This window comes from Paraburkholderia sp. DD10, assembly GCF_049177125.1.
Lineage (GTDB): Bacteria > Pseudomonadota > Gammaproteobacteria > Burkholderiales > Burkholderiaceae > Paraburkholderia > Paraburkholderia terricola.
In genome coordinates, this window is the sequence record NZ_CP185392.1 from 2,797,983 (window position 1) to 2,820,801 (window position 22,819).

The following is a 22,819-nucleotide window of genomic DNA, read 5'->3' on the forward strand; positions in this document are numbered from 1 at the left end:
GTTCGAGCGCGCCTCGCCGGATGGAAATCATGCAAAGGCGGGTGACGCCACGATCGAGCCGCACCGTTGCCTTATCACGCTCATTGCCCGGAACCTGAAAACGACATGATCGAATTAGGCCGCTTTCACATCGATCTGGAGATGCGCACGTTGCGCAAGGACGGCGAACCGGTGCATCTCGGCTCCCGTGCGTTCGATATCCTCGCGGTGGTCGCATCGGCGGGCGGGCGCCTCGTTACGAAAGACGAGTTGATGAACGCGGTCTGGCCCAACACCATAGTCGAAGAAAACAACATTCAGGTACACCTCTCCGCGCTGCGAAAAATACTCGGCGCGGACCGCGATCTGATTCTCACCGTGCCCGGCCGCGGTTATCAACTGGTGCGCCGATCGAACCGGTCGGCGCCCGGGCAATCCTTCGCGCCCGCGCCTGCCGCGTGCCCGTTGCCGCCGCCCAAGACGCACCTGGTGGGCCGCGAGGCGGCGGTTCGGCAAATCCGCGCGATGCTCGCGCACGCGCACGTGCTGACGCTGGTGGGCGCCGGCGGCATCGGCAAAACCAGTCTCGCGATCGAAGCGGCCCGTCACGCCGCCGCGGACTTCGTCGAAGTGTGCTTCGTGGAACTCGCCGCGCTCACCGCGCACGGCGGCGTGCTCGCCGCCATCGCCGAAGGCTGCGGCCTGGCTGGGGCAGACGCCGCGCCGGGGGTCACGCCGGGTGTTGCACAAATGGCCGCCGCGCTCGCGCAAAAACGCCGGCTGCTGGTGCTCGACAACGCCGAGCACCTGGTGGACGAGGTGGCGGAAGTCGTCGAGGCGCTGGTCGCGGAATGCGCTTCGCTGCGCGTGCTCGTCACGAGCAGGGAGCCGCTGCGCATCATGCCCGAAGCGATTTTCCGGGTGGACCCGCTCGACGTGCCGCAACCGGATTCGAGCGACGCGGAGATCTTGCAGCAGTCGGCCGTGAATCTGTTTCTGCTGCGCGCCAACTCGTTGCAACGCAAGGTGGGCGCGGAGCGTGCGGAACTGCGGCTGGTCGGCGAGATATGCCGGCGGCTCGACGGCATTCCGCTCGCGCTCGAACTGGCCGCGGCCCGCGTCGTGGCGCTCGGCGTGGAAGGCGTGTATCAGCGGCTGGACGATCGCATGGCGATTCTCGCGGGCGGCTATCGGACCGCGCTGCCGCGCCATCAAACCTTGCGCGCGACCTTCGACTGGAGCTTCGCGCTGCTCGACGCCGGCGCGCAGTCGCTGTTCAGACGAATCGCGGTGTTCGGCGGCCTGTTCACGTTCGAGGCCATGTGCGCGGTCGTGTGCGACGCCGGCTTGACGGTCGCGAGCGCGATCAACGGCATCAGCGAACTGCTCGCCAAATCGCTGGTGAATGTCGAATTCGACGGTCCGGTGGCGCGGTATCGCCTCTCCGAATCGACGCGCGCCTATGCGCTCGAAAAGCTCCAGGCGGAAGGCGAGCGGCAGGATCTGGCCGCGCGCCATGCGCGCTATCTCGCCTGCTGCTTGCAGGCTCGCCCGGCGCGGACGGCTGCCGGCGCGGCGACCAGCACCGACTCGAGCGCCGCCGATCACGCGGCGGTTTTCCAGCATTCGCTCGACGACGCGTGCAGCGCCCTGGATTGGGCGTTCTCCCCGGAGGGCGACGTGCGGCTCGGCGTCGAACTCGCGTCAAATCTGGCCGGCGCGCTGCTCGACGCCGGCATGATCGCGGAGTGCTGCGCGCGCACCGGGCAAGCGGTCGACGCGCTCGACAAGCTCCCCGCCGCATCGGTCGCCGCCGTCAGCGAAATGCGCGTGCGCGCGGCGTTGGCGTCGGCCTTGCCCTACATTCACGGCGCGGTTGGGCGGTCGGCGGAATTGTGGCGCGACGTGCTCGCGCTCGCGCTGGCGTGCGGCGACGAAGCGTTTCATGCCCGCGCGCTATGGGGCCTCTGGAACACGATGATGTCCGGCGGAAACATCCACGAATCGATGAAGTACGCGAAGCGGTTCCAGCAATTCACGCAGGCACAAGCACAAGCACAAGAGAACCCGTGGCAACAGATCCTGGCGGATCAACTGGTGGCCATTTCGCTGCATTGTCTCGGCCGGCATGGCGAAGCCCGGCAGGCGCTGCTCGACGTCAGGCAACGTATCGTCTCGCTCGACGGCAAAGCGCAGCGGGTGGGCAGCTTCGCCGTCGATCCGCTCGTCTATTGCAACGGCACGCTCGCGCGAATCGCGTGGCTCGAAGGGAATGTCGGCGAGGCCCTGGCGCTCGTCGATCAACTCGTGAGCCTGGTGCGCCCCCATACGATGGAACCGTCGCTCACGCATGTGCTCGGCGCGGCGGCGGCGCCGCTGGCGTTGTTGTCGGGCGATCTGAGCGGCGGCGCGGCCTATCTGGAGATCATGCGCTCGCAAGCCGCGCTGCATCGCTCCGAGGTGTGGCTGGATTACTGCGACTGCCTGTCCGCGTATCGCGACATTCTCGACGGACACGCGCAGCGGGCGCTGCCGGTTCTCGCGCAGGCGCTCGACGCGTTGATCGCGCGCGGCTTCCGGCGTTTGATCACGCTGTTCATCGTCGCCTACGCCGAGGCGCTCGTCACGGCCGGGCAGATCCACGAAGCCCGCAGCCGATTGAACGAAGCGCTGGCATTCTGCGAAAGCAACGGCGAGCTGATTTTCCTGCCGGAAATCTGGCGCGTGCTGGGGCTTGCGGCACACGCCGAAGCGCGCGCGCAGGCCTATGCGGGGAATGCGTCCAACGCGCGGCGCAGTGACGCGTCGGCATGCTTCGCGAAGGCGATCGAACTGTCCCGCACGCAGGGCGCGAGGATGTGGGAACTGCGCGCCTCGATGGCGCTCGCCGCGCTGCTGCGCGACGAAGGCCGAACCGAGGCGGCGCTTGAACTGCTCGAACGAATCGCGCTCTGTTTCGACGCGGCATCCGGCAGCGCCGACGTCGATGCGTTGTTCGAGACCATCGGGACGCTGCGCTCGCGCTCAGGCAAACCGCTTCGCCGGGCGGCGTTCGACACCATGCCGCCGCTCGACACGCGCGCGGCTTTGGCGGCTCCCGCTAGCGCCGGCTAGATAGCGGTGGCCGTTGCGCTCGCCGGCCGGCTCACGTGCAACCGGCCACACCCGGCGCGTGAACGCGAACGCGCTCAGCCACAGTTCACACGTTCGCGATGTGCGTGTCCGCAATCGCGCGCACGTCGATGCGGCGCGGCAGGATCGCGTCGCGGTTCGCGCTGTCCGCCACCTTTTGCAGCGCGGCAATATCCGCCTCGGTGATGAAGTGCTGTTTCAGCGACGCGCGTTGCGTGATCCGCTTCGCGGCATCGAGCGGCGAGCGCGTCAGCGTCGCGTAGATTTGCGCGTAGGCGTCGGGGTTCGCCAGCGCCCAATCGCCCGCGCGTTGCAGCCTGAGCAGGACGTCCGCGATCGCCGCGCGTTTGCGCGTGTCCGCGAGCGCGGCCCCGGAGGCGGTGATGAAACCGAGACCGCTGTTGATGCCGGTGCCGTCGCGCAAAATCCGCGCGCCGCGTTGCACCGCGATGCCGTAGTACGGATCGAACGTCGCCCATGCTTCAATCGATCCCGATGCGAACGCGGCAAATGCATCGACCGGCAAGATGAAACGCACGCTGACGTCTTCTTTCGAGAGCCCCGCTTCAGCCAGCGCGCCGTATAACTGAAACTGCGAAATGCTGCCGCGCGCCGAGGAGACGAACACGGTGCGCCCCTTCAGATCCGCGACCGTGCGAATCTTCGAATCCGCCGCGACCAGAATGCCGAGTTGCGCGCCGGAGCCCACGCGCGTCGCGACGATCTTCAAGCTCGGATCGCCCACCGCCGCCGCGAGCACCGGCAAGTCGCCCGCCGGCGCGAGATCGACCGCGCCCGCGCGTTGCGCTTCGAAGAGCGGCGCGGCGCCCTGGAAGTTGGCCCAGCGAAAAGCGTAGGGCGCGCCGTCGAGCACTTTCGCCGCTTCCGCCAGCGCGCGCGTGCCGCCGGCCTGGTCGCCGAGAACGAGCGTGATGGAAGTGGCGGCGGCTTCGGCGGCCTGCGCGCCGTGCGCGTGCAACGCGCCGGTCACGGCGAAGACGCTCAGTGCGGGCGCCGCGCCTAATAGCTTCAGCGTGCGCCGTCGCGTGGAAAACGATGTGGGAACAGAAGCGGCCATACGCCCTCGCTTTGCAATAGTTCGCCAAGCGTAACGAGCGAAGCGGGCCTTGAGAATGATTCGATTCCGATAACGTTATCTCGAACCGCTATTTGGCTCTGGATGCCGCGGGCGTTCGCCGAGCGGGCATGGTCCGGCCGTATTGGGGCGCCAGGCCGGGAAGGCCTGGCGCCGGTGGCCGCGCCGCCACTGTGGAGAACGGCGCTTCGTCTTAACCGCGAGGTGCGCTAACGCGCGCCGGTTTCACTTCGGCTGCTCGACGTAACGCAGATACGGCTTCACCGTCTTGAAGCCTTGCGGGTATTTCTTCGCTGCGTCGTCGTTCGAAACGGAGGTCGGGATGATGACGTCCTCCCCCGGTTTCCAGTTCACCGGCGTCGCCACCGTGTGTTTCGCGTTGAGCTGCAGCGCATCGAGCAGACGCAGCACTTCGTCGAAATTGCGGCCCGCGCTCATCGGATACACGAGCATCGCCTTGACCTTCTTGTCGGGGCCGATCAGAAACACCGAGCGCACCGTTGCGTTATCCACGGCGGTGCGCGGGCCGCCGCTCGCACTCGGATGGATCATGTCGTAGGCCTTCGCGACGCTCAGGTCGGCGTCGCCGATCAGCGGGTAGTTGATCGCGTGACCCTGCGTCTCCTCGATATCCTTGACCCATTTCTCGTGATCGCTGACGGGATCGATGCTAAGACCGATGATCTTCGTGTTGCGCTTATCGAATTCCGGCTTCAGCCGGGCCATGTATCCGAGTTCGGTGGTGCAAACCGGCGTGAAATCCTTAGGATGAGAAAACAGGATCGCCCAATGGTCGCCGATCCATTCGTGAAAATGGATCGTCCCTTCGGTGGTTTCCGCGGTGAAATCCGGAGCTTCTTCGCCTAGTCGAATCGACATCGTCATCCTCCATGAAGCGTGCTGCCGGGGTACACCGTCGGCGGCCCCGGCTGGTTGGTTGGCAATCAGGCGAGCAGCCTGACTGACGATCGGGCTCCCGCTAATCGAACGGCATGGCGCAGGAGCCCGTTAGCGGGCGCAGCGCGTGCGGCGGCTCCCTGAAAGAAACCCGCCGCGGGGTGTGACGAACCTCGGCCGAACCTCGGGACGAACGCCAGGACGCGCTGCGCGTCGCGCTTATAGCGTAGAACAAAAAGGACGGATATCGCGGCTGTTATGCAGAGCGGAACCGCCATTATGGTGACGGATCCGCTCATCGACGATGCGTGGCGCTGGCTTCAGCCTTGCGGAAAACCGGCGCGCGGCAAAACGCCGGGGCGCTTGCCGTGCCCTGGCTCAACGCTCGTCGTCGCCGTCGCGACCGCAAGCCTGAGCCGAATGACCATGACCGTCGCCGCGACGATCGTCGTCCGCGCCCGGCAGCGTCTGCGGCACGTAGGCGGGCAACTCGCTCGCATCCCATGCGAACACGAAGAACTGGTTCGGGTTCGCGATGCCGGCCGGATGATTCGTATCGGTGACCGTGCCGAGGAAGTCGTTATCGTTGGCGATGAACAGCGTGTGCTTCTTCACGCCGCCGACCACCACGTCGGGGCCGAACGCCAGGCCTTCCAGTTTCGCCGGAATGTCGTTCGCGTTGTAGCCGTGCGCGGTCAACGACGCGACCACGTCGAGGAACAAGGCTTTGCGCACCGCATACGGCGCGAGACCGGCCTCGCTGCTCGCGTTGCTCACGTCCTGCGCGCCTGTCAGGTCGATGTGAAACACCTTCTTGAAGGCCGCCGTGGAGTTGTCGCCGAGTCCCTTGCCGTCGCGCTCGTCGACCAGCAATTCATGGTCGTTGACGGCCACCACGTCGCTGATGGTCGGATACTTCGGCTTCGCCGCCGTACCGATGTTCGTCAGCGGATAGGCAAACTGCGTGGTCTTGCCGCTGCGTAAATCAATCCTGACGATGCGCGTATACCCGCCACTGGTGCCGCCGTCCTGAATCAGCGGGCTTTGCATCGCGCCGAACAGCGTCTTGCCGTCCGGCGAGATCGCGAGACCTTCCATCCCCTTGTTCGCCACGCGGCCCGAAGTGTTCTGCGAGATTTCGTCGCTGCCGACGGCGGCGAGCGTCGACACCGCGAACGTATCGGGCAGCTTGTAGCTATCGGTGCGGCGGCCGCTGCGGCGATCGAAGCGATAGACGTAGGGACCGTATTCGTCGGAGATAAAGACGCTTTCGCCGTCGCTGCTCACACGCACGCTTTCGGGATCGAAGCGTGCGTCGAGATCGTTGGTCGACAGGCGCGTCGGGTCGAAGTTGTCGGAGCGGCCGGTGAAGTAGTGAGTGCGGTTGCGGCGGTTCAGCGCGGGCGCGCCGTTGGGCACGCCGGCCGCGGCGCCCGTTCCGTAGACGAGCGTTTCAGACGCGTGAAGCAGCGTCGTGCCGATGAGTTTCGGCGTCAGCGTGTACGGCAGCGCAGCGCCCGCCGCACCCGGTTTCAGGCGCAGGCGCAAGGTCTGAAAGCGGTTGATGTACGACGCGGTGTCGTCGATGGCCGCGTTGTACGGCACGGCATTCGGGCCGCGGTCCGGCACCGCGACAAACGTATGGCATCCCGCGTAGGCGATGCCCGAACCCAGGCCGCCCAGCAGATTGCCCGCCGCGCCGTTCTCCAGCGGCGCCGCCGTTTCCTTCGACAAATCGCCGCTCAAGCCGCTCAACTGACCGACCGCGATGAGGTCCACGGCTGCATGCGCCGCCGTGGCGAACAGGAGCGACGAGGCGATCGCCGTCAGGGCAAGAAGTCTTGAACGAGACACGATGATGTTCCTTGAAGGGAATGCTTGTTTTGGACGTGTCTGGCGCTAAGCGTCGCCCATGCGTGCGTGGCTCGCGTGGATCTTCGGGGGTGGTCAGGGAGGGCCAGCGCGCAGCTCGGTGGGCCGTTGAAGGCCGGCGGTAATAGTGCGTGAGGTTTGTGACTGAATAATGACCGTTATGCGTGACCGGGCCAGCGGCGCGAACCGGTCGAGCCGAATCGGCGAATCACCGCTTTGCGCGGGCGTGGTGAACGGACATATCAGCAGGCTGACGAAACGTGCGTGCGGCAATGGCCGATTCAATCGGCCATTGCTTCGGGTCTTTCACTTTTGCGCACTTTTGGCCCGAGCAGGCGCGTTCTTCTTCAAGCTGGTGTGATTGAAATCGATAGCGGCGCGCACGAGATTTTTCAGCGCGCGCGCATTGATCTTGTCGCCCTCGAAAAAGTCGATTGCGCGTCTCGCGTTGCCTTCGAGTCCCGCGTTGAAGAGTTGGTCGGGATCGGGAAGATTCGCACCGTGGGCAAAGGTCAGCTTCACCTTGCCTTTATGCGCGTTGGCGACCGCGATCATGCCGTCGCGGGACCATACCGGGCTTCCCATCCACTTCCATTCCTCGATGATCTGCGGGTCGGCCTGGAGAATGCTCTTGCGGATGCCGGCAAACGTTTCGCCGCGCCAGTCCGTGAGTTCCGCGATCATCTGGTCGATGCGTTCCGATGGGTTCATGGTTCTTCTCACCTCGAAATCCGTGTCATGGGACCACGATAGTAATACGCCGGCGACACCGCTTGCGAGCACGCGCGCTGAATGTCCCCGGCCCCAGCGCTTCAGCTACGCATGGATCATTTTTCAGTCGTCGAATGTGCCGCGATATTCCGGCGCGGCGTCGCGGCGCGTGTTGATTTCGAACATCACGCCGCCCGGCGCGCGGCAAAAGAAGCGCGAACCGCGGCCATTGTTGAAGACTTCGGTCTCCATCTCGACACCCTCCGTCTTGAAGCGCTCATACAACGCGTGAACGGCATCGAGGCTCGGCAATTCGAAGCCGACATGGAAAGCCTTGGGCCATGCCGGCGCATCGCCGCTCGCGTGATCGATCACCACGTCGAAGCCGGGGCGCTTGAGAATGTACGATTGGTCCCAGGTTCCCGCGATAGTGAAACCCAGGTGCTGTTCAAAGAACCTGGCGGTCGCGGGGGTGTCGGCTGAGGGGAAGCTCAAGTGGTTGAGTTTCATGCTGTCGATAAAGGCGGTCATCATCGGTCTCTCGTTCATTGGCGGCGGCCCTATGCCAGCGCCGATGACGTCAGAATATAAGCGGAAGCTCGCATTCAACAACTCGCATTGAGCGCATGCGCCGATGGGTCGTGAAGCCCGCATGAAGCCGCGGCTTCGACGAGAAACGGAGACCGTAGCGGCTTCGGTTGCTCACATTCACGAATGTTCCGGCGAACGCGCGGATGATGCGCGGTCTGCGCTCGCATGGGTTAGCGCGGGGGTGCGGAACCGCCGTTGCGATGCCGCGAAGGGCGCGCCGTCAGTCTTTCTTTTTGTGCGGCAGCGCCGCGTTCAGAAGCGGGTTGAAGCGGGTCGAGTCGGCGGCGGCCTTGGCCTTGCCCTCGGCCTTACGCTTACCCCTTGGCGCGTTACCCGACAATTGGGCGAGTAGTTCTTCCGAACTTGCGTCGTTGTTGTCGCTGTCCTCGTCGCTGCTCCCGGCTTCGTCTGATCGAGCCGATTTCTTTGGTTTGCCGCGCGACGGTTCACGCTCTTCTGAGGTTGCCTGCGTGTCGTCCTCGGATACTTTTGCTCCGGCGATGTGCCCGATCACGGCCGCAAACGAACTCGACGCCGATTTTGGCGCATCGCCCGGAAGCATCGTCTGAGCAACGATGTCGCGCAGCGTGCGGCCGTCGACGGAGCGCGCGGTCGGGGTCGTGCGCCAGTCGATGTCGGTCTGGGCGAACGCGCCAATCACACGCTCAAGCACCGCGGGCGACAGCACGCCGCCGTCATACAGGCTGATCACCGCGCGCTCGAAGACCGGAAACAGCGTGGATGCGGATGTCCTGGACACGGGTTTTCCCTCCTTGGACTGCTTGTCGATCGCGGTTTCGCGCCGGCATTGCGCTAACGATCGGCCTCTGACCATTGAACGATTGAGCGATTGGATGAACGGCGGCCGCGGCCGCTCCGCGCATTCACTCCTCGCACTTCACGTCTTGCCTCGGCACGACGATGATCACCGGATACGTTCCCCTGTCCAGTTCCACGCGCGCCACCACGGTCATTGTCGCGTCGTCGCTGTCGTCGTACACGCTCACCCTCTCGTGCCGAAGGCTGGTGACGCCGACGCAGCCGGACGCGCGGCCCTCATCGGAGAGTTTGCACTGAATCGGATTCTCGGCCAGATAGCGATACCGGTTCGAACTCGACAGGTATTCGCGAAGGCTTTGCGCCGTCCCGCCAATGCCGGTCACGTAGGCAATCGCGCACTGCTGTTTCGGCGTTTCATTGCCGGTCGACGTTTCGGCGTTCGCGTGCGCGCTCATCGCGGCGATGCCTGCGATAAGCGACGATGCGATGATGGACTTCATGGCGCGGTTCCCGTTTTGTGGATCTAAGCGCAGGATTGTAAAGTCATCGCGACCAGCCGGCAGCCCTGCCGAAGCGTTGGCTTGAGCGCCGGCCGTCGCGCGGAAAAAACGCAGGTGTCGAAACTAGTATATGATGACCATCATGAAGAAGCCCCCAGTCAAGCGGAATACCGCCAGCCGCAAGGAACTCACACACGAGCGCATCGTCGAGGTGGCCGCCCGCGCGATCCGGCGCAGCGGCTACGCCGGCACGGGCGTGGCCGACATCATGAAGGAGGCCGGCCTGACGCATGGCGGCTTTTATGCCCACTTTCCGTCGCGCGAAGTGCTGCTTGCCGAAGCGGCCGACCGCGCCGGCGCCGAAGCCGTGGCCATATCCGAACATATCGCGGCCTCCGTGGCGCCCGACCAGGCGTTGCCGGCGATCGTGCGCGCGTATCTGTCGAAAGAGCATTGCCAAAGCGTGGAAACGGGCTGTCCGGTCTCCGCGCTCGGCTCGGAGATGCCGCGCCAGGCGCCCGTCGTGCGGCGCGCGGCCACCCGCCGCATCAAGGAAATGATCGATGTCGTCGCGCGCCAATTGCCCGACTGGGGCCAACCGGGCGCACACGAACAGGCGCTGATGACGGTCGCCACGATGGTCGGCACCCTGATGCTGGCGCGCGCCGTCGACGATCCGAAGCTCACGGATAGTTTTCTTGAAACCGCATTGAAAAAACTCGCGCCCACTGATGTGTGAATCCGCCCGGCCCGGCGCCGGTTTTCGCTGCACCTGAAATATGATGACAATCATACAAATGGCAGGATGAAAGCCCCGCCGCCCACGTATCGGACATCGCTCACATCGCTCACTATCGGAAGAACATCATGGAAACCAGAATAGCGCTCGTTACCGGCGCGTCGTCGGGAATCGGCGAAGCCACGGCCGAGCGGCTCGCGCAGGCCGGATACACGGTCTACGGCACGAGCCGGCGCGGTGCGCAAGGCGGCCAACGGACCTTCGAGATGCTGCCGCTCGACGTGACGAGCGAGGAATCGGTGGAAGCGGCGGTCAGCGAAGTCCTGCGCCTGCACGGCCGCATCGACCTGCTGGTGAACAACGCGGGCTTCGGCGTCGCCCCGGCCGCCGCGGAAGAGAGTTCGATCGATCAGGCCCGAGCGATCTTCGATACGAACTTCTTCGGGATCGTCCGCATGACGCGCGCCGTGGTGCCCCATATGCGCCGACACGGCAGCGGCCGCATCATCAACATCGGCTCCGTGCTGGGTTTTCTGCCGATGCCCTATATGGCGCTGTATTCCGCCACCAAGCACGCGGTCGCGGGTTACTCGGAGTCGCTCGACCACGAGTTGCGTACCAAGGGCATTCGGGTTTCGGTCATCGAGCCCGCCTACGTCAAGACGGCCTTCGACGCGAACTTCATGGCGCCCGACGCCCCGCTCGACGAATATCGCGAGGTGCGCTCGGCCGTCGACAAGCGGGTGAAAGAGGTGGTCGAGAATGCCGACGGTCCCGAGGTCGTGGCCGAAACCGTACTGCGGGCCGCCAGCGCGGCTCGCCCGAAGCTGCGCTATACGGCCGGCGGACTCGCCGGCCGTCTGCAATTGCTACGCAGGTTCGCGCCTGCAGGCCTGGTGGACGCCGGCGTTCGCAAGGATTTGCGGCTGGCAACGTAGGCCGCGTGACTGTCTCTCCCGTTTTAAAGCCGCAACCCGCGAAACAATGTGATGCAATGAGCAATAAGGAACTGTGATGAAGGCATTCGTCGTCGATCGATATGGACGCAAGAATGGCGTACGGGCCGGCGATATGCCGGTTCCCGAACTGCGCGAGGACGACGTATTGATCCAGATTCACGCCGCCGGCGTGAACCCGCTCGATTCGAAGATCAGAGACGGGGAATTCAAGCTCCTCCTGCCTTATCGTTTGCCATTGATTTTAGGCCACGACCTGGCGGGAGTGGTGGTCCGCGTCGGACCGCACGTGCGGCGATTCAAGCCGGGCGATGAAGTCTTTGCGCGACCGCATAAGGACCGCATCGGCACTTTCGCGGAATTCATCGCGGTCAAGGAAGACGGCGTGGCGCTCAAGCCCACGTCACTCAGCATGGAAGAAGCGGCTTCAATGCCCTTGGTGGGATTGACCGCCTGGCAGGCGCTGATCGAAAAAGGCCAACTCGCGAAAGGGCAGAAAGTACTCATCCATGCGGGCTCGGGCGGCGTCGGCACCTTCGCGATTCAACTGGCGAAGCATGTGGGCGCGACTGTCGCAACGACGGCGAGCGCGGCGAATGCCGAGTGGTTGAAGCAACTCGGCGCGGATGTCGTCATCGATTACAAGAAAGACGACTTTGCGGCCATTCTGAAAGACTACGACGTGGTGCTGGACACACAAGGCGGAAACACGCTCGAGAAGTCGCTGCGAGTGCTCAAGCCGGGGGGCAAACTCATTGGAATCGCGGGTCCGCCTGATCCTGATTTCGCCAAAGAGATAGGTGCCTCGTTGTTCCTGAAAACGGCGATGCGCTTTCTGAGCTACCGCATTAGAAAGGCGGCGAAACGTCATCACGTCAGCTATTCGTTTCTTTTCATGCGTGCGAATGGGGAGCAACTCGGTCAGATCGCCGCGCTCGTCGACGCAGGTGCGATAAAGCCCGTGATCGATCGGGTTTTCCCGTTCGAGTCGACCAACGAGGCGCTGGCTTATGTCGAGAGAGGACGCGTGAAGGGAAAGGTGGTCGTCAAGATGTAGCACTCGGGTTGATCAGCGACGTGAGTACATGGTCGGCCCACGCGCCGTTGATCTTCAGATACGCTCGCGCGAGTCCCTCGCGTTCGAACCCTAGCCGCTTCAGCAATTGCCCGCTGCGTATGTTCTCAGGCCGATAGTTCGCCATGATGCGATGCAATCCGACGTCATTGAACACATGCGGTATCGCTACCGTAAGGGCTTCTTGCATCAGCCCTTGACCTTGCGCATGTTTCGCGAGAGAAAAGCCGAGATGACATGCCTGGAATGGACCACGGACGATATTCGTGAAGTGGCATTCGCCGATCACTTCCGCCGAGTCCCTACGCGTTAGCAACCAATGAACGGCATTGCCCAAGGCATTGTCACGACTCATCGCGCCCAGTCGGTTCTTGACGGCCTCGAGTTCGAAAAAGGAATCCGGGCGTGCGGGCTCCCAAGGCTGCAAGTGCTCGCGATTGCGAAGGGAGTAATCACGAAGCTCCGGCGCGAACGCGGCTTCCGCCCGCACGAGTTTCAAGCGCGCGGAAGTCAGGCCATCTTTCAAGGCATTACTCGATATTTCGGCCACTCATTGGCTCCTTTGCAATGTGTCCACCCTCACCCAACACAAGTAGATCAATCCCCGACAGTTCGCTATCATGCCCCTGACCCAGTGCTTCTGAGGTCCGATGACTGTCGCCGGGATGCTGCTTCATGCCTGGGCCGTCGGGCAACCACCTAACAGGAGATAAGCAATGAAGAAATCGCGCATGCTTCTCGCGTCGCTGATAGTCACGGGCATGCTGGCATCGTCGCTCGCGAGCGCACAACCGCCGCACGACAAGTCCGGCCACGGCAACTCGGGTAAAGGCGATCATGGTCATGGATCGAAGGGGCACGGCCCGAAAGACGCGCCGCCCGGACACGGCGCCGACGGTCCAGGCAATTCGGCGAACGCGCCCGGGCACTGGCGCAAGGGCGATCGCCTGCCTCCGGAATACCGCGATCGCCAGTACGTGATCGACAACTGGCGCGACTACCACCTTGCTCCGCCTCCACGCGGCTATTCGTGGGTCGGCATTGGCGGCGACTATCTGATGGTGCAGATTTCGTCCGGCGTGATTCTGCGGGTCGGCCCGTGATCTAGCGCATCGGTAGGCCCGCCGCGGCCTACCGCAACTCGCCTCACCTCACCTCATCTGCCAGCCGCGCCGCCGCCGCTTCTTCGGCGCGGCGCGGAATCGAACCACGCGGCCCGCATCAAGACCCGATCGCGAGCCCCGCGTCACCCAGCAACCCGCGCAACCCGAGCTTCGGATATCGGCTATCCACCGCGCGCACGTCGGCGCGCGTCTCGCCGATGATCCAGTCGCGCACCTCCGCCGCGACCGGCCGCAACGGCCGGCCCTCCGGCCACACCAGGCAGCAGCGCCGGTTGGTGACGATCACCTGTTCTTCGGCCGGCAACAGCGCGCCTTCCAGCAGCCAGTGCGACACCACGTTGAGCCAGCCTAGCGCCACACCCTGCCCGAGCAACGCGGCCTGCACGACGATCGCGTAATCGTTGAAGCTCAGCATGCTCGCCGGATGCCGCCCGTGCGCCGCGAACTCGCCGAAGCGCTCATGCCAGCCGCGCTCGCCGTCGTCCATCACGATCACCGTATCGCCGTGCTCGCGGCCCGCCTCGGTCGACGCCGTCTCATGGTAGCGATGGTTGCACACCGGCAGCAGCGTCTCCGGCATCACGAGCACGCTGTTCTCGCCGATCTCGTCCTCGCGCAGAAAGCGCATGCCGAGATCGACGTCGATGAGCGGCCCGCCGATGCGCCCTGAAATCAGTTGAAAGCGCAGATCGACGTTCGGAAACGCCTGGTTCAGCCGGTTCATGCGCGGCATCAGCCAGTGCGTGGTGAAGGCCGTGGAGACGGACAACGTGACCGACTCCACGCCGGTCGCCCTCGCCTCGATCTCGCGGATCGCGCCTTCTATGCCGTTGAAGCCCTCGGAAATTTTCCGGTAAAGAATCCTGCCGTTCTCGGTCAGCTCGATGCCGCCGCGCACGCGCTCGAACAGGCGCACGCCGAGATGGTCCTCCATGCGCGCGAGCATTCGGCTCACCGCGGGCTGGCTGACATACAGTTCCTGTGCCGCGCGCGTGAAGTTGCCGCAGCGGGCGGCGGCTTCGAACACGAACAGCGCATTGGCGCTCGGCAGTTTTTTACGCAGGTTAGGCATGACCTCATGTTATGCCTTCTCCAACAATTTGGGAATTGCCGCCAAAATAGACGCGGCCTATATTTTCCCTAACGCAGGCTTCTTCAGCGAGACAGAACGCAATGGACGCACGAGCGAAAACAGGTGTTTCGATCCGATCGGCAGCGAAGCGTTATGGCCCGGTAGTGGCCCTCGACGACGTTTCGCTGGAGATCGCCCCCGGCGAATTCGTCTCGCTGCTGGGCCCCTCGGGCTCGGGCAAGACCACGCTGCTCGGCATTCTCGGCGGCTTCGTGCAGCCGAGCTCGGGGGCGGTCTGGGTCGGCGAGCGCGACATTACATTTGCGCCGCCGCATAAACGCGACATCGGCATCGTGTTTCAGAACTACGCGCTGTTTCCGCACATGAGCGTCGGCGAGAACGTCGCGTTTCCGCTGCGCGCGCGCCGTCAGCCGAAAAACACATGGGCGAGGAAAGTGGCCGACGCCCTCGCGATGGTCGAACTCTCCGGCTACGAGAACCGCGGCATCGGCCAGCTTTCGGGCGGCCAGCGCCAGCGCGTGGCGCTCGCCCGCGCGATGGTGTTCGAGCCGCAACTGATCCTGATGGACGAGCCGCTTTCCGCGCTCGACAAGCAACTGCGCGAAACCATGCAGATCGAATTGCGGCGGCTGCATCGCAAGCTCGGCGCGACGATCGTCTACGTGACGCACGACCAGCGCGAGGCGCTCACGATGAGCGACCGCGTCGCGGTGCTGAAGAACGGCCGGCTCGTGCAGATTGATACGCCCGAGCGGCTCTATGACCGTCCGTGCGATGCGTTCGTCGCGAGTTTCATCGGCGAGGCGACGCTGCTCGACGTCACGCGCGCGGGCGACGACGCCGTGCGCCTCGGCGAGACGGTGCTGCGCACCGCGCACCCGCTGCCGCGCGGCGACAAGCTGCTGCTCGCGGTGCAAACCGAAAAGCTCGTGATCGACAACGGCGACGCGCGCGACGGCGTGAACCGCCTGTCGTGCCGCGTCACCGAGGTGCTTTATCAAGGCGAAAGCCTGCGTGTGTTCGCGGCGCTCGCCGACGGCACCGCCATCAGTCTCCGGCAGCCGGGCGGCCACGATGCGCGCCGCCGCATTCCGCAGCCGGGCGCGCACATGAGCGTCACGCTCGATCCGCAAGACACGATCGTGGTGCCCGCCTGAACCAACGCCTACACGCCTGCACGCTTATGCGCCAATCCAACCTTTCCAGCCGCCCGTGCGCGGGCCTTTCCCTCTCCGCATCACAGCAAACCGCAAAAGGATGATTTCATGAAGCTCACCGATTTCAAGGTCCTGACGTTCGACGTCGTCGGCACACTCATCGACTTCGAGCGCGGCGTGCTCGCCTCCGTGCGGCGCCTCGGCGGCGCGGCGGCGAAGGACCTCAGCGACGATCAGATCTTCGAGCCGTACATGCGCGGCCGCGCGGCGTTCCCCGGACGTTCGAGCCACGAAATGGCGAACGTGTATCTGTCGCTGGCGAAGGAACTCAATTTGCCCGACGACCCGCAATCGGCCGCCGCGTTCCAGCGCGACGTGCTCGAATGGCCCGCGTTCGCGGATTCGGTCGCGGCGCTCAAGCGCTTGCGCAAGCACTACCGCCTCGTCGCGATGACGAACGCGGACCGCGTCGCATTGTCGGCGTATGCGCACACGCTCGGCGATCCGTTCGACGACACCGTGTGCTGCGACGAAACCGGCGTCGCCAAGCCGGACCCGCAGTTCTTCGCGTACAACCGCGGCCGCCAGGCGGCCTTCGGCTACAAGTTCAGCGAAATCCTGCACACCGCGCAGAGCCAGTACCACGATATCGGCGTCGCCACGCAGCTCGGCTACGCGACCTGCTGGATCGAGCGCCGTCAGGGCAGCAAGGGCTTCGGCGCGACGCCGGTGCCCGAGGCCGTCACCACGCCGACGTTCAGGTTCGCGACGCTCGCCGCGCTCGCGGACGCCGTCGAAGCCGAAGCGCGCCTCGCCGCGTAACGCCATGCCCGCGCCGACGACATCGCGCCTCATGCCCGCGCCGCATAACCAGCCGGACAAGCAGCCGCATAACCAGCCGGACTCGCTCTGGCGCGCGCTCGCCGCCACATCGCCCGACGAAAGCGCGGCGCTCGGCACGCCGCTGACGCGCGATCTCGACGTCGAAGTCGCGGTGATCGGCGCGGGCTATTCGGGCCTCGCGGCCGCCTATGCGCTGCAAAAGCGCGGCGTCGAATGCGTGGTGCTCGATGCGAACCCGGTCGGCTGGGGCGCGAGCGGGCGCAATGGCGGCGTGGTGTCGTCGAAGTTCAGGCTGTCGTTTCCGGCGATCCACGCGCTGCACGGCCTCGACACCGCGAAGCGCATGCACCGGCTCGCGCACGAAGGCGTGCGCGTCGTCGAATCGCTGGTCGACGAGTTCGGGCTCGAACGCGCCCGCTTCGAGCACACCGGCAGCCTGCGCTGCGCGCACACCGAGCGCGCGTTCGCGTCGATCCGCGCCGAGGCCGACTGGGTGCGCACGACCCTCGGCGATACCTCGATGACCGTGCAATCGCGCGATGAAGTCACGCGCGAGACGGGTTCCAAGGGCTTTGTCGGCGGCGTGCTGAGCGCGGACGCCGGCACGATCCTGCCGCTCGAATACGTGCGCGGCCTCGCGCGCGGCATCGCGCGGCGCGGCGTGCCGATCCACGAATCGACGCCGGTGCTGGAGATGCGCCGCGCGCCCGGCGACACGCGCGTCACGCTGCGCACGCCCGGCGGCACGGTGCGCGCGAAACAGGTGATCGTCGCGACCAATGCCTACTCCGACCTCACGCCCGCGACCTCGCCCTATCAGCGCGAACTGGTGCCGTTTCGCAGCGCGATGATCGCCACCGCCCGCCTTCCCGCCGAACTCGACGCGCGCCTGATGGTCGAGCGCCGCAGCTACACCGAAACGCGGCGCATGATGAAGTGGTTCCGCAAGGTGGACGGCCGCATACTGTTCGGCGGACGCGACGCGTTCGGCAAGGAAGGCCAAACGACCGGCTTCGACGCGTTGCAGCGCGCGATGATCGCGCTCTTTCCCGAACTCGCGGACCTGCGCGTGGCGTATCGCTGGTCGGGCTATGTGGGCATGACGTTCAACTCGCTGCCGCACGTTGGCCGCAGCGACGACGCCACGACCTTTTGTCTGGGGTATAACGGAGCAGGCGTCGCGATGGCGAGTCTGCTCGGACAACACGCCGCCGCGCTCGCGCTCGGCGAAACGCCCGAGCTTTCGCTGCTCGCCGCGCCCGGCCTGCGCCCCGTGCCCTTTCATTCGCTGCGCGCGCCGGGCGTGAGGCTCGTCGCCGCGTGGTATCAGTTTCTCGACGCTGTAGGTGCATGATGACAACCGCCAAGCGGATGCTCCAGGAACCCACCTTGATCCAGGCCACCGAGTCCGATCCCGCCACGCGCCACCAGCGGCGCGAGGATCGCACGATGCTTCTGCTGATGACGCCCGCGCTCCTCGTGATCGTGGTGCTGCTCGTCGTGCCGCTCGCGTGGCTGTCGTGGCAATCCATCTGGCACGACGGCTTCACGCTCGACAACTATCGGCGCATGTTCACGGGCGCCTACGTCGACACGTTCCTGCTCACGTTCAAGCTGAGTATCGTCGTGACCGTCATCACGCTGGCGCTCGGCTATCCGGTTGCGTATCTCGCGGCCTCGCTGCCGCCGAAACTCAGCGCGCTCGTGCTCGGCATGGTGATCCTGCCGTTCTGGACCAGCGTGCTCGTGCGCACTTATGCGTGGCTCGTGCTGTTGCAGCGCACGGGGCTCGTCAACAAGGCGCTGATCGCCTCGGGCCTGATCGACCGGCCCGTGCAACTCGCATACAACCAGTTCGGCACGATCCTCGCGATGGTTCATATCCTGCTGCCGTTCATGGTGCTGCCGCTCTATTCGGCGATGCAGAAAATCCCGCCGAATCTCTCGCAAGCGGGCGCGAGCCTGGGCGGCTCGCCGCTGCACGTATTCCTGCGCGTGTTCCTGCCGCTCTCGATGAGCGGCGTATTCGCCGGCGTCACCCTCGTATTCGTGCTGTGCCTCGGCTTCTACATCACGCCCGAACTGATGGGCGGCGGCAAGTCGATCATGGTGTCGATGGTGGTGAGCCGCAACGTCGAGATCTACAACAGTTGGGGCGCGGCGAGCGCGGTGAGCGTCGTGCTGCTCGTCTGCGTGGGCGCGATCTTCTATGCCGCGAGCCGCGTCGTGCCGCTCGAAAAAACCCTGGGGGCGAAATGAACAGGCTCTCGTTCGGACGCATCGTGCTCGGCGCGACGGTCGTGCTGATCCTGCTGTTCCTGATGGTGCCGGTGCTGATCGTCGTGCCGCTGTCGTTTTCCGACACGCGCTTCATGACCTTCCCGCCGCCCGCCTACTCGCTGCGCTGGTATCACTCGTTCTTCGACAACCCCGCGTGGATCGACGCCGCGCGCACCACGCTCATCGCATCGAGCGCCGCCGCGCTGATCGCCACGCCGCTCGGCGTGTGCGCCGCCTACGCGATCCAGAACGGCACGCACTGGATCATGCGCTATCTGCGCACGCTGCTGATGCTGCCGTTGATGGTGCCGATCATCATCGTCGCAGTGGGCGTGTTTTTCGTCTACTCGCAGGCGGGCTATGTGAATACGCTCGGCGGCCTGATTCTCGCCGACACGATGCTCGGGCTGCCGTATGTGCTGATTTCGGTCGGCGCGGATCTGCGCACCTTCGACCGCACGCAGGAGATGGTCGCGCGCAGCCTCGGCATGAACCGCTTTCGCAGCTTCATGGCGGTGACGCTGCCGCAGATCAAGGCGAGCGTGATTTCCGGCGCGGTGTTCGTGTTCATCCAGGCGCTCGACGAAACCGTGGTCGCGCTGTTCGTGTCGGGCGGCACCAACCAGACGCTCACGCGCCGCATGTTCGTCACCTTGCGCGACGAGATCGACCCCACCATCGCCGCGATCAGCACGATGCTTACCGCGCTGACGCTGTGCCTCGTGATGATCGTCGTGGTGAGCCGCCGCTCCAGCGCGGCGCGCGCCTGAGCCCATCCTTCAAAAACCCTCTACGCCATGACCAATGCACTGAAGTTCTATATCGACGGCAAATGGGTCGAGCCGTCGGGCGCCGCTCGCCTGCCCGTCATCGATCCCTGCACCGAGGAAGCGATTGCCGAAGTGGCGATGGGCACGCCCGCCGACATCGATCGCGCGGTGGCGGCGGCCAAACATGCGTTCACCTCGTTCTCGCAAACCACGCCCGCCGAGCGCCTCGCGCTGATCCGCCGCATTCTCGACGTGTTTCTCGAACGCCACGACGAAATGGGCGAGACGATTTCGCGCGAGTTGGGCGCGCCGCGCGCGATGGCGCATGCGTGGCAGGCGGGGATCGGCCGGCGGCATCTGGAAGAACTGATCCGCACTTGCGAGAGCTTCGCCTGGCAGCGCAGGAAAGGCACCACGCTCATCAATCACGAGCCGGTGGGCGTGGTCGCGCTCATCACGCCGTGGAACTGGCCGATCAATCAGATCGTCTGCAAGGCCGCGCCCGCGATTGCGGCCGGCTGCACGATGGTGCTCAAGCCGAGCGAAGTCACGCCGTTGAACGCGCTGCTGTTCGCGGAGATCCTGGACGCCGCGGGCGTGCCGCCCGGCGTCTTCAATCTCGTCAACGGCGACGGGCCGAGCGTCGGCGCGGCGCTTGCCGCGCATCCCGACGTGGACATGGTGTCGTTCACCGGCTCGACGCGCGCGGGCATCGAGATCGCGAAGCTTGCCGCGCCGACCGTCAAGCGCGTGCACCAGGAACTCGGCGGCAAGTCGGCCAACATCCTGCTGGACGACGTGGATTTCGAAGCGGCCGTGACCGCGGGCGTCAACGCGTGCTTCGGCAACAGCGGTCAGTCGTGCAACGCGCCGACGCGCATGCTCGTGCCCGCGGCGCGTCACGACGAAGCGGCGCAGATCGCACGGCGCGCGGCTAAGGCGCAGTGCGTCGGCCCCGCCGACCACGAACGCACGACCATGGGGCCGGTGGTCAGCAGCGTGCAGTTCGAGCGCGTGGAGCGGCTGATCGCGGCCGGCATCGAGGAAGGCGCGCGCGTCGTGGCGGGTGGCCTCGGCCGTCCGCCGGGTCTCGAACGCGGCTATTACGTGCAGCCGACCGTGTTCGCGAACGTGCGCCCCTCGATGACGATCGCGCGCGAGGAAATCTTCGGGCCGGTGCTCGCGATCATGCCGTATCGCGACGAAGAAGAGGCGATTGCCATGGCCAACGACAGCCCTTTCGGCCTCGCGGCCTATGTTCAATCCGCCGACCTGGAACGCGCGCGGCGCGTGGCGTTCAGGTTGCGCGCGGGCAGCGTATACCTGAACTATCCGTCGTGGGATGCGGGCTCGCCTTTCGGCGGATACAAGCAGTCGGGCAATGGGCGCGAATACGCCGAGTGGGGCCTGGAGGCGTTTCTCGAAGTGAAGGGAATCGTGGGGTTTGGCGATTGAGTGCAACTTAAGCGAAGGCGCGCGAGGCGATCAGCGCCCTCGCAGCCCATCCGCGATGCGCTCCGCGATCATGATGGTCGGCACATTCGTGTTGGCGCAAGGTATCGACGGCATCAGCGACGCATCGCACACATAGAGCCCGTCGACGCCGTACACCGCGCCGCGCGCATCGCACACGGCGAGCGGATCGTCGGCGGCGCCCATCCGGCAGGTTCCCGACGGATGCCACGTGCCGCCCACCGAACGCGTGACGAAACGCGTGAGCGCGTGATCGTCGGCGAGCAGATCGTCGAGCGTCACGCCTTGGGTGACCACGCGCCGCACGAGCCACCCGCGCAGCGGACCGGCGATATCCAGCAGCGCGCTCAGCGTGCCGCGCTGCAACGCGTTCCATGCACCCGGCACGGCCACGCTCGCGACGCGCGGCGAATAGCTCGAAGGCAACAGCGTGGCGCGATGTTGCGCCATCATCGGATCGGCCAGCGTGGTTGCGCCGAAGCGCAGCGCGAGCTTCAGCCGTTCGAGATCGCGTGGATCGGACAGCATGTTGAAGTCGACGGCGGGCTCGCCATGCGGGTCCGCCGACGTGAGCGTGACGCGCCCACGCGAGTACGACTTGTTCACCCAGAAGAAGATCGTGCCGAGCCGATAACCGACCGAATGCCAGCCCGAACGCGAGAGGATCGCGCCGTGCATGTCGCCGGGCACCGTATCGCGCACGCCTGACGAAAAGCGCACGATGGCCTGCTCGTGATGTTCATCGGGAAACGGCGTGCGGGCCGCGCGCGGCAAGACGGCGGAGACCGCGATCGACGGATGCTCCATCAGATTGCCGCCGACGCCCGGCCGATCCGCGCGCACTTCGATGCCGAGCGCCGCGAGGTCGGCGGCGGGTCCGATGCCGCTTCGCATCAGGAGCGCGGGACTGTGGATCGCGCCCGAGCAAACGATCACCTGCGCGGCCAGCACATCCTCGGCCGCGCCGTCGTTCGCTTCGCCGCCGACGATGCGCGCACCCACCGCGCGCTTGCCGTCGAACAGCACACGCTCGACCACCCTGCCCGTGCGGATCGTGAGATTGGGCCGCGCCCGCACGGCGTCGTCGAGATAACAGACCGAAGTCGGAATGCGCTCGCCCGCCTCGCTCACCGCGATCGCCCCGATGAACGTGCCGTCCTCCCACGCCCCGTTCTGATCGTCGCGCCGCACGTGGCCGCGTGCGTCGAGCGTGGCGAGCACCGCGCGCACGAAAGGCGAGATGCGTGCCCACTTCGCGCGCTGAATGCGAAGCGGACCGCTCGCGCCATGCAGTTCGCCGCCGAAGTCGCAATCGTGTTCGAGCTTGCGGAAATACGGCAGGCACGCGCTCCAGGTCCAGCCGTGCGCGCCGAGCGCGTGCCATTCGTCGTAGTCGGCGGGAGCGCCGCGATTGGCCATGAGCGCATTGATCGCCGAGCCGCCGCCGAGCAAACGCGCCTGTTCGTAGCGGCGTGTCGTCGCCGACGCGCTCATGCGCGCCTTCAGGCGTCGCCAGATGTTCGCCGTGTCGAGATAAGCGCGGCCCGGATAGCGGCTGCGCACCGCCGCGGGCATGTCCGTACGCGAGATATTGCGGCCCGCCTCGATGAGGCAAACCGTCTTGCCGGGGTCTTCGGACAGGCGCGCGGCCAGCACGCAGCCGGCCGAGCCGCCGCCGAGAATCAGATAGTCGATCACGTTCGATGAATGCGCGGGCGATGGAAGCTGCGACAGGAAACGACCTTGCGCGC

21 protein-coding genes are annotated in these 22,819 nt (G+C 65.4%); 11 read left to right on the plus strand and 10 right to left on the minus strand.

Annotated elements, in window-relative coordinates; all coding sequences use genetic code 11:
- Positions 1–105 precede the first annotated feature (105 nt).
- Positions 106–3,093, plus strand: a complete 2,988-nt coding sequence (locus tag ACOCG7_RS12705; RefSeq protein WP_083081393.1) for a winged helix-turn-helix domain-containing protein — start codon at positions 106–108, stop codon at positions 3,091–3,093.
- Between the two features lie 85 nt (positions 3,094–3,178).
- Here the strand turns inward: ACOCG7_RS12705 and ACOCG7_RS12710 are convergent, their stop codons facing one another.
- The 7 genes from ACOCG7_RS12710 to ACOCG7_RS12740 all read right to left on the minus strand — a co-directional run bounded on the left by ACOCG7_RS12710 (position 3,179) and on the right by ACOCG7_RS12740 (position 9,558).
- Positions 3,179–4,189, minus strand: coding sequence for an ABC transporter substrate-binding protein (locus tag ACOCG7_RS12710; RefSeq protein ID WP_083081395.1), 1,011 nt, complete (start codon positions 4,187–4,189; stop codon positions 3,179–3,181).
- A 243-nt stretch (positions 4,190–4,432) separates the two neighbouring features.
- Entirely contained in the window at positions 4,433–5,086 is a 654-nt protein-coding gene (locus ACOCG7_RS12715; protein WP_073428989.1) for a peroxiredoxin, read from the minus strand.
- Between the two features lie 396 nt (positions 5,087–5,482).
- Complete coding sequence (locus tag ACOCG7_RS12720; RefSeq protein WP_073428843.1) at positions 5,483–6,958, minus strand: esterase-like activity of phytase family protein; 1,476 nt, start codon at positions 6,956–6,958, stop codon at positions 5,483–5,485.
- 324 nt (positions 6,959–7,282) lie between these two features.
- On the minus strand, positions 7,283–7,687 hold the full coding sequence (locus tag ACOCG7_RS12725; protein ID WP_073428844.1) for a DUF1801 domain-containing protein: 405 nt from the start codon (positions 7,685–7,687) through the stop codon (positions 7,283–7,285).
- Positions 7,688–7,810: 123 nt separating this feature from the next.
- The gene (locus ACOCG7_RS12730; RefSeq protein WP_073428990.1) at positions 7,811–8,197 is read right to left on the minus strand and encodes a VOC family protein; all 387 of its coding nucleotides are present in this window, start codon (positions 8,195–8,197) and stop codon (positions 7,811–7,813) included.
- Between the two features lie 301 nt (positions 8,198–8,498).
- The gene (locus tag ACOCG7_RS12735; protein WP_318268165.1) at positions 8,499–8,990 is read right to left on the minus strand and encodes a hypothetical protein; all 492 of its coding nucleotides are present in this window, start codon (positions 8,988–8,990) and stop codon (positions 8,499–8,501) included.
- A 172-nt stretch (positions 8,991–9,162) separates the two neighbouring features.
- On the minus strand, positions 9,163–9,558 hold the full coding sequence (locus ACOCG7_RS12740; protein WP_073428845.1) for a hypothetical protein: 396 nt from the start codon (positions 9,556–9,558) through the stop codon (positions 9,163–9,165).
- 130 nt (positions 9,559–9,688) lie between these two features.
- On the opposite strand from ACOCG7_RS12740, the gene ACOCG7_RS12745 reads away from it, so the two are divergent.
- From ACOCG7_RS12745 to ACOCG7_RS12755, 3 genes are all read left to right on the plus strand, one after another.
- Positions 9,689–10,297, plus strand: a complete 609-nt coding sequence (locus ACOCG7_RS12745; RefSeq protein WP_073428846.1) for a TetR/AcrR family transcriptional regulator — start codon at positions 9,689–9,691, stop codon at positions 10,295–10,297.
- 128 nt (positions 10,298–10,425) lie between these two features.
- On the plus strand, positions 10,426–11,235 hold the full coding sequence (locus ACOCG7_RS12750; protein ID WP_073428847.1) for an oxidoreductase: 810 nt from the start codon (positions 10,426–10,428) through the stop codon (positions 11,233–11,235).
- Between the two features lie 76 nt (positions 11,236–11,311).
- The gene (locus ACOCG7_RS12755) at positions 11,312–12,310 is read left to right on the plus strand and encodes an NADP-dependent oxidoreductase (RefSeq protein WP_073428848.1); all 999 of its coding nucleotides are present in this window, start codon (positions 11,312–11,314) and stop codon (positions 12,308–12,310) included.
- Here the strand turns inward: ACOCG7_RS12755 and ACOCG7_RS12760 are convergent.
- Complete coding sequence (locus ACOCG7_RS12760; protein WP_073428849.1) at positions 12,300–12,878, minus strand: GNAT family N-acetyltransferase; 579 nt, start codon at positions 12,876–12,878, stop codon at positions 12,300–12,302. The genes ACOCG7_RS12755 and ACOCG7_RS12760 overlap by 11 nt on opposite strands.
- Before the next feature lie 166 nt (positions 12,879–13,044).
- Between ACOCG7_RS12760 and ACOCG7_RS12765 the strand changes: the two genes are divergently transcribed.
- Positions 13,045–13,431: an RcnB family protein gene (locus tag ACOCG7_RS12765; protein ID WP_421375700.1), complete on the plus strand. Its 387-nt coding sequence runs from the start codon at positions 13,045–13,047 to the stop codon at positions 13,429–13,431.
- A gap of 118 nt (positions 13,432–13,549) precedes the next feature.
- Here the strand turns inward: ACOCG7_RS12765 and ACOCG7_RS12770 are convergent, their stop codons facing one another.
- Positions 13,550–14,524: a LysR family transcriptional regulator gene (locus ACOCG7_RS12770; RefSeq protein ID WP_073428851.1), complete on the minus strand. Its 975-nt coding sequence runs from the start codon at positions 14,522–14,524 to the stop codon at positions 13,550–13,552.
- 101 nt (positions 14,525–14,625) lie between these two features.
- Here ACOCG7_RS12770 and ACOCG7_RS12775 point away from each other — a divergent pair, with 101 nt between their 5' ends.
- The 6 genes from ACOCG7_RS12775 (at position 14,626) to ACOCG7_RS12800 (ending at position 21,050) form a co-directional block, all read left to right on the plus strand.
- Positions 14,626–15,702: an ABC transporter ATP-binding protein gene (locus ACOCG7_RS12775; protein WP_073428852.1), complete on the plus strand. Its 1,077-nt coding sequence runs from the start codon at positions 14,626–14,628 to the stop codon at positions 15,700–15,702.
- A gap of 108 nt (positions 15,703–15,810) precedes the next feature.
- Positions 15,811–16,524: an HAD-IA family hydrolase gene (locus tag ACOCG7_RS12780; RefSeq protein ID WP_083081401.1), complete on the plus strand. Its 714-nt coding sequence runs from the start codon at positions 15,811–15,813 to the stop codon at positions 16,522–16,524.
- 31 nt (positions 16,525–16,555) lie between these two features.
- The gene (locus ACOCG7_RS12785; protein ID WP_421375703.1) at positions 16,556–17,899 is read left to right on the plus strand and encodes an NAD(P)/FAD-dependent oxidoreductase; all 1,344 of its coding nucleotides are present in this window, start codon (positions 16,556–16,558) and stop codon (positions 17,897–17,899) included.
- Complete coding sequence (locus ACOCG7_RS12790; protein WP_073428854.1) at positions 17,896–18,804, plus strand: ABC transporter permease; 909 nt, start codon at positions 17,896–17,898, stop codon at positions 18,802–18,804. The genes ACOCG7_RS12785 and ACOCG7_RS12790 overlap by 4 nt, the downstream gene beginning before the upstream one ends.
- Complete coding sequence (locus ACOCG7_RS12795; RefSeq protein WP_073428855.1) at positions 18,801–19,595, plus strand: ABC transporter permease; 795 nt, start codon at positions 18,801–18,803, stop codon at positions 19,593–19,595. Before ACOCG7_RS12790 ends, ACOCG7_RS12795 begins: the two co-directional genes overlap by 4 nt.
- A gap of 27 nt (positions 19,596–19,622) precedes the next feature.
- Positions 19,623–21,050: an aldehyde dehydrogenase family protein gene (locus ACOCG7_RS12800; protein ID WP_421375706.1), complete on the plus strand. Its 1,428-nt coding sequence runs from the start codon at positions 19,623–19,625 to the stop codon at positions 21,048–21,050.
- A 30-nt stretch (positions 21,051–21,080) separates the two neighbouring features.
- Here the strand turns inward: ACOCG7_RS12800 and ACOCG7_RS12805 are convergent, their stop codons facing one another.
- Positions 21,081–22,766 carry a GMC family oxidoreductase gene (locus ACOCG7_RS12805; RefSeq protein WP_421375708.1) on the minus strand — a complete coding sequence of 562 codons (1,686 nt, stop codon included), beginning with the start codon at positions 22,764–22,766 and terminating at the stop codon, positions 21,081–21,083.
- Positions 22,767–22,819: the final 53 nt, after the last annotated feature.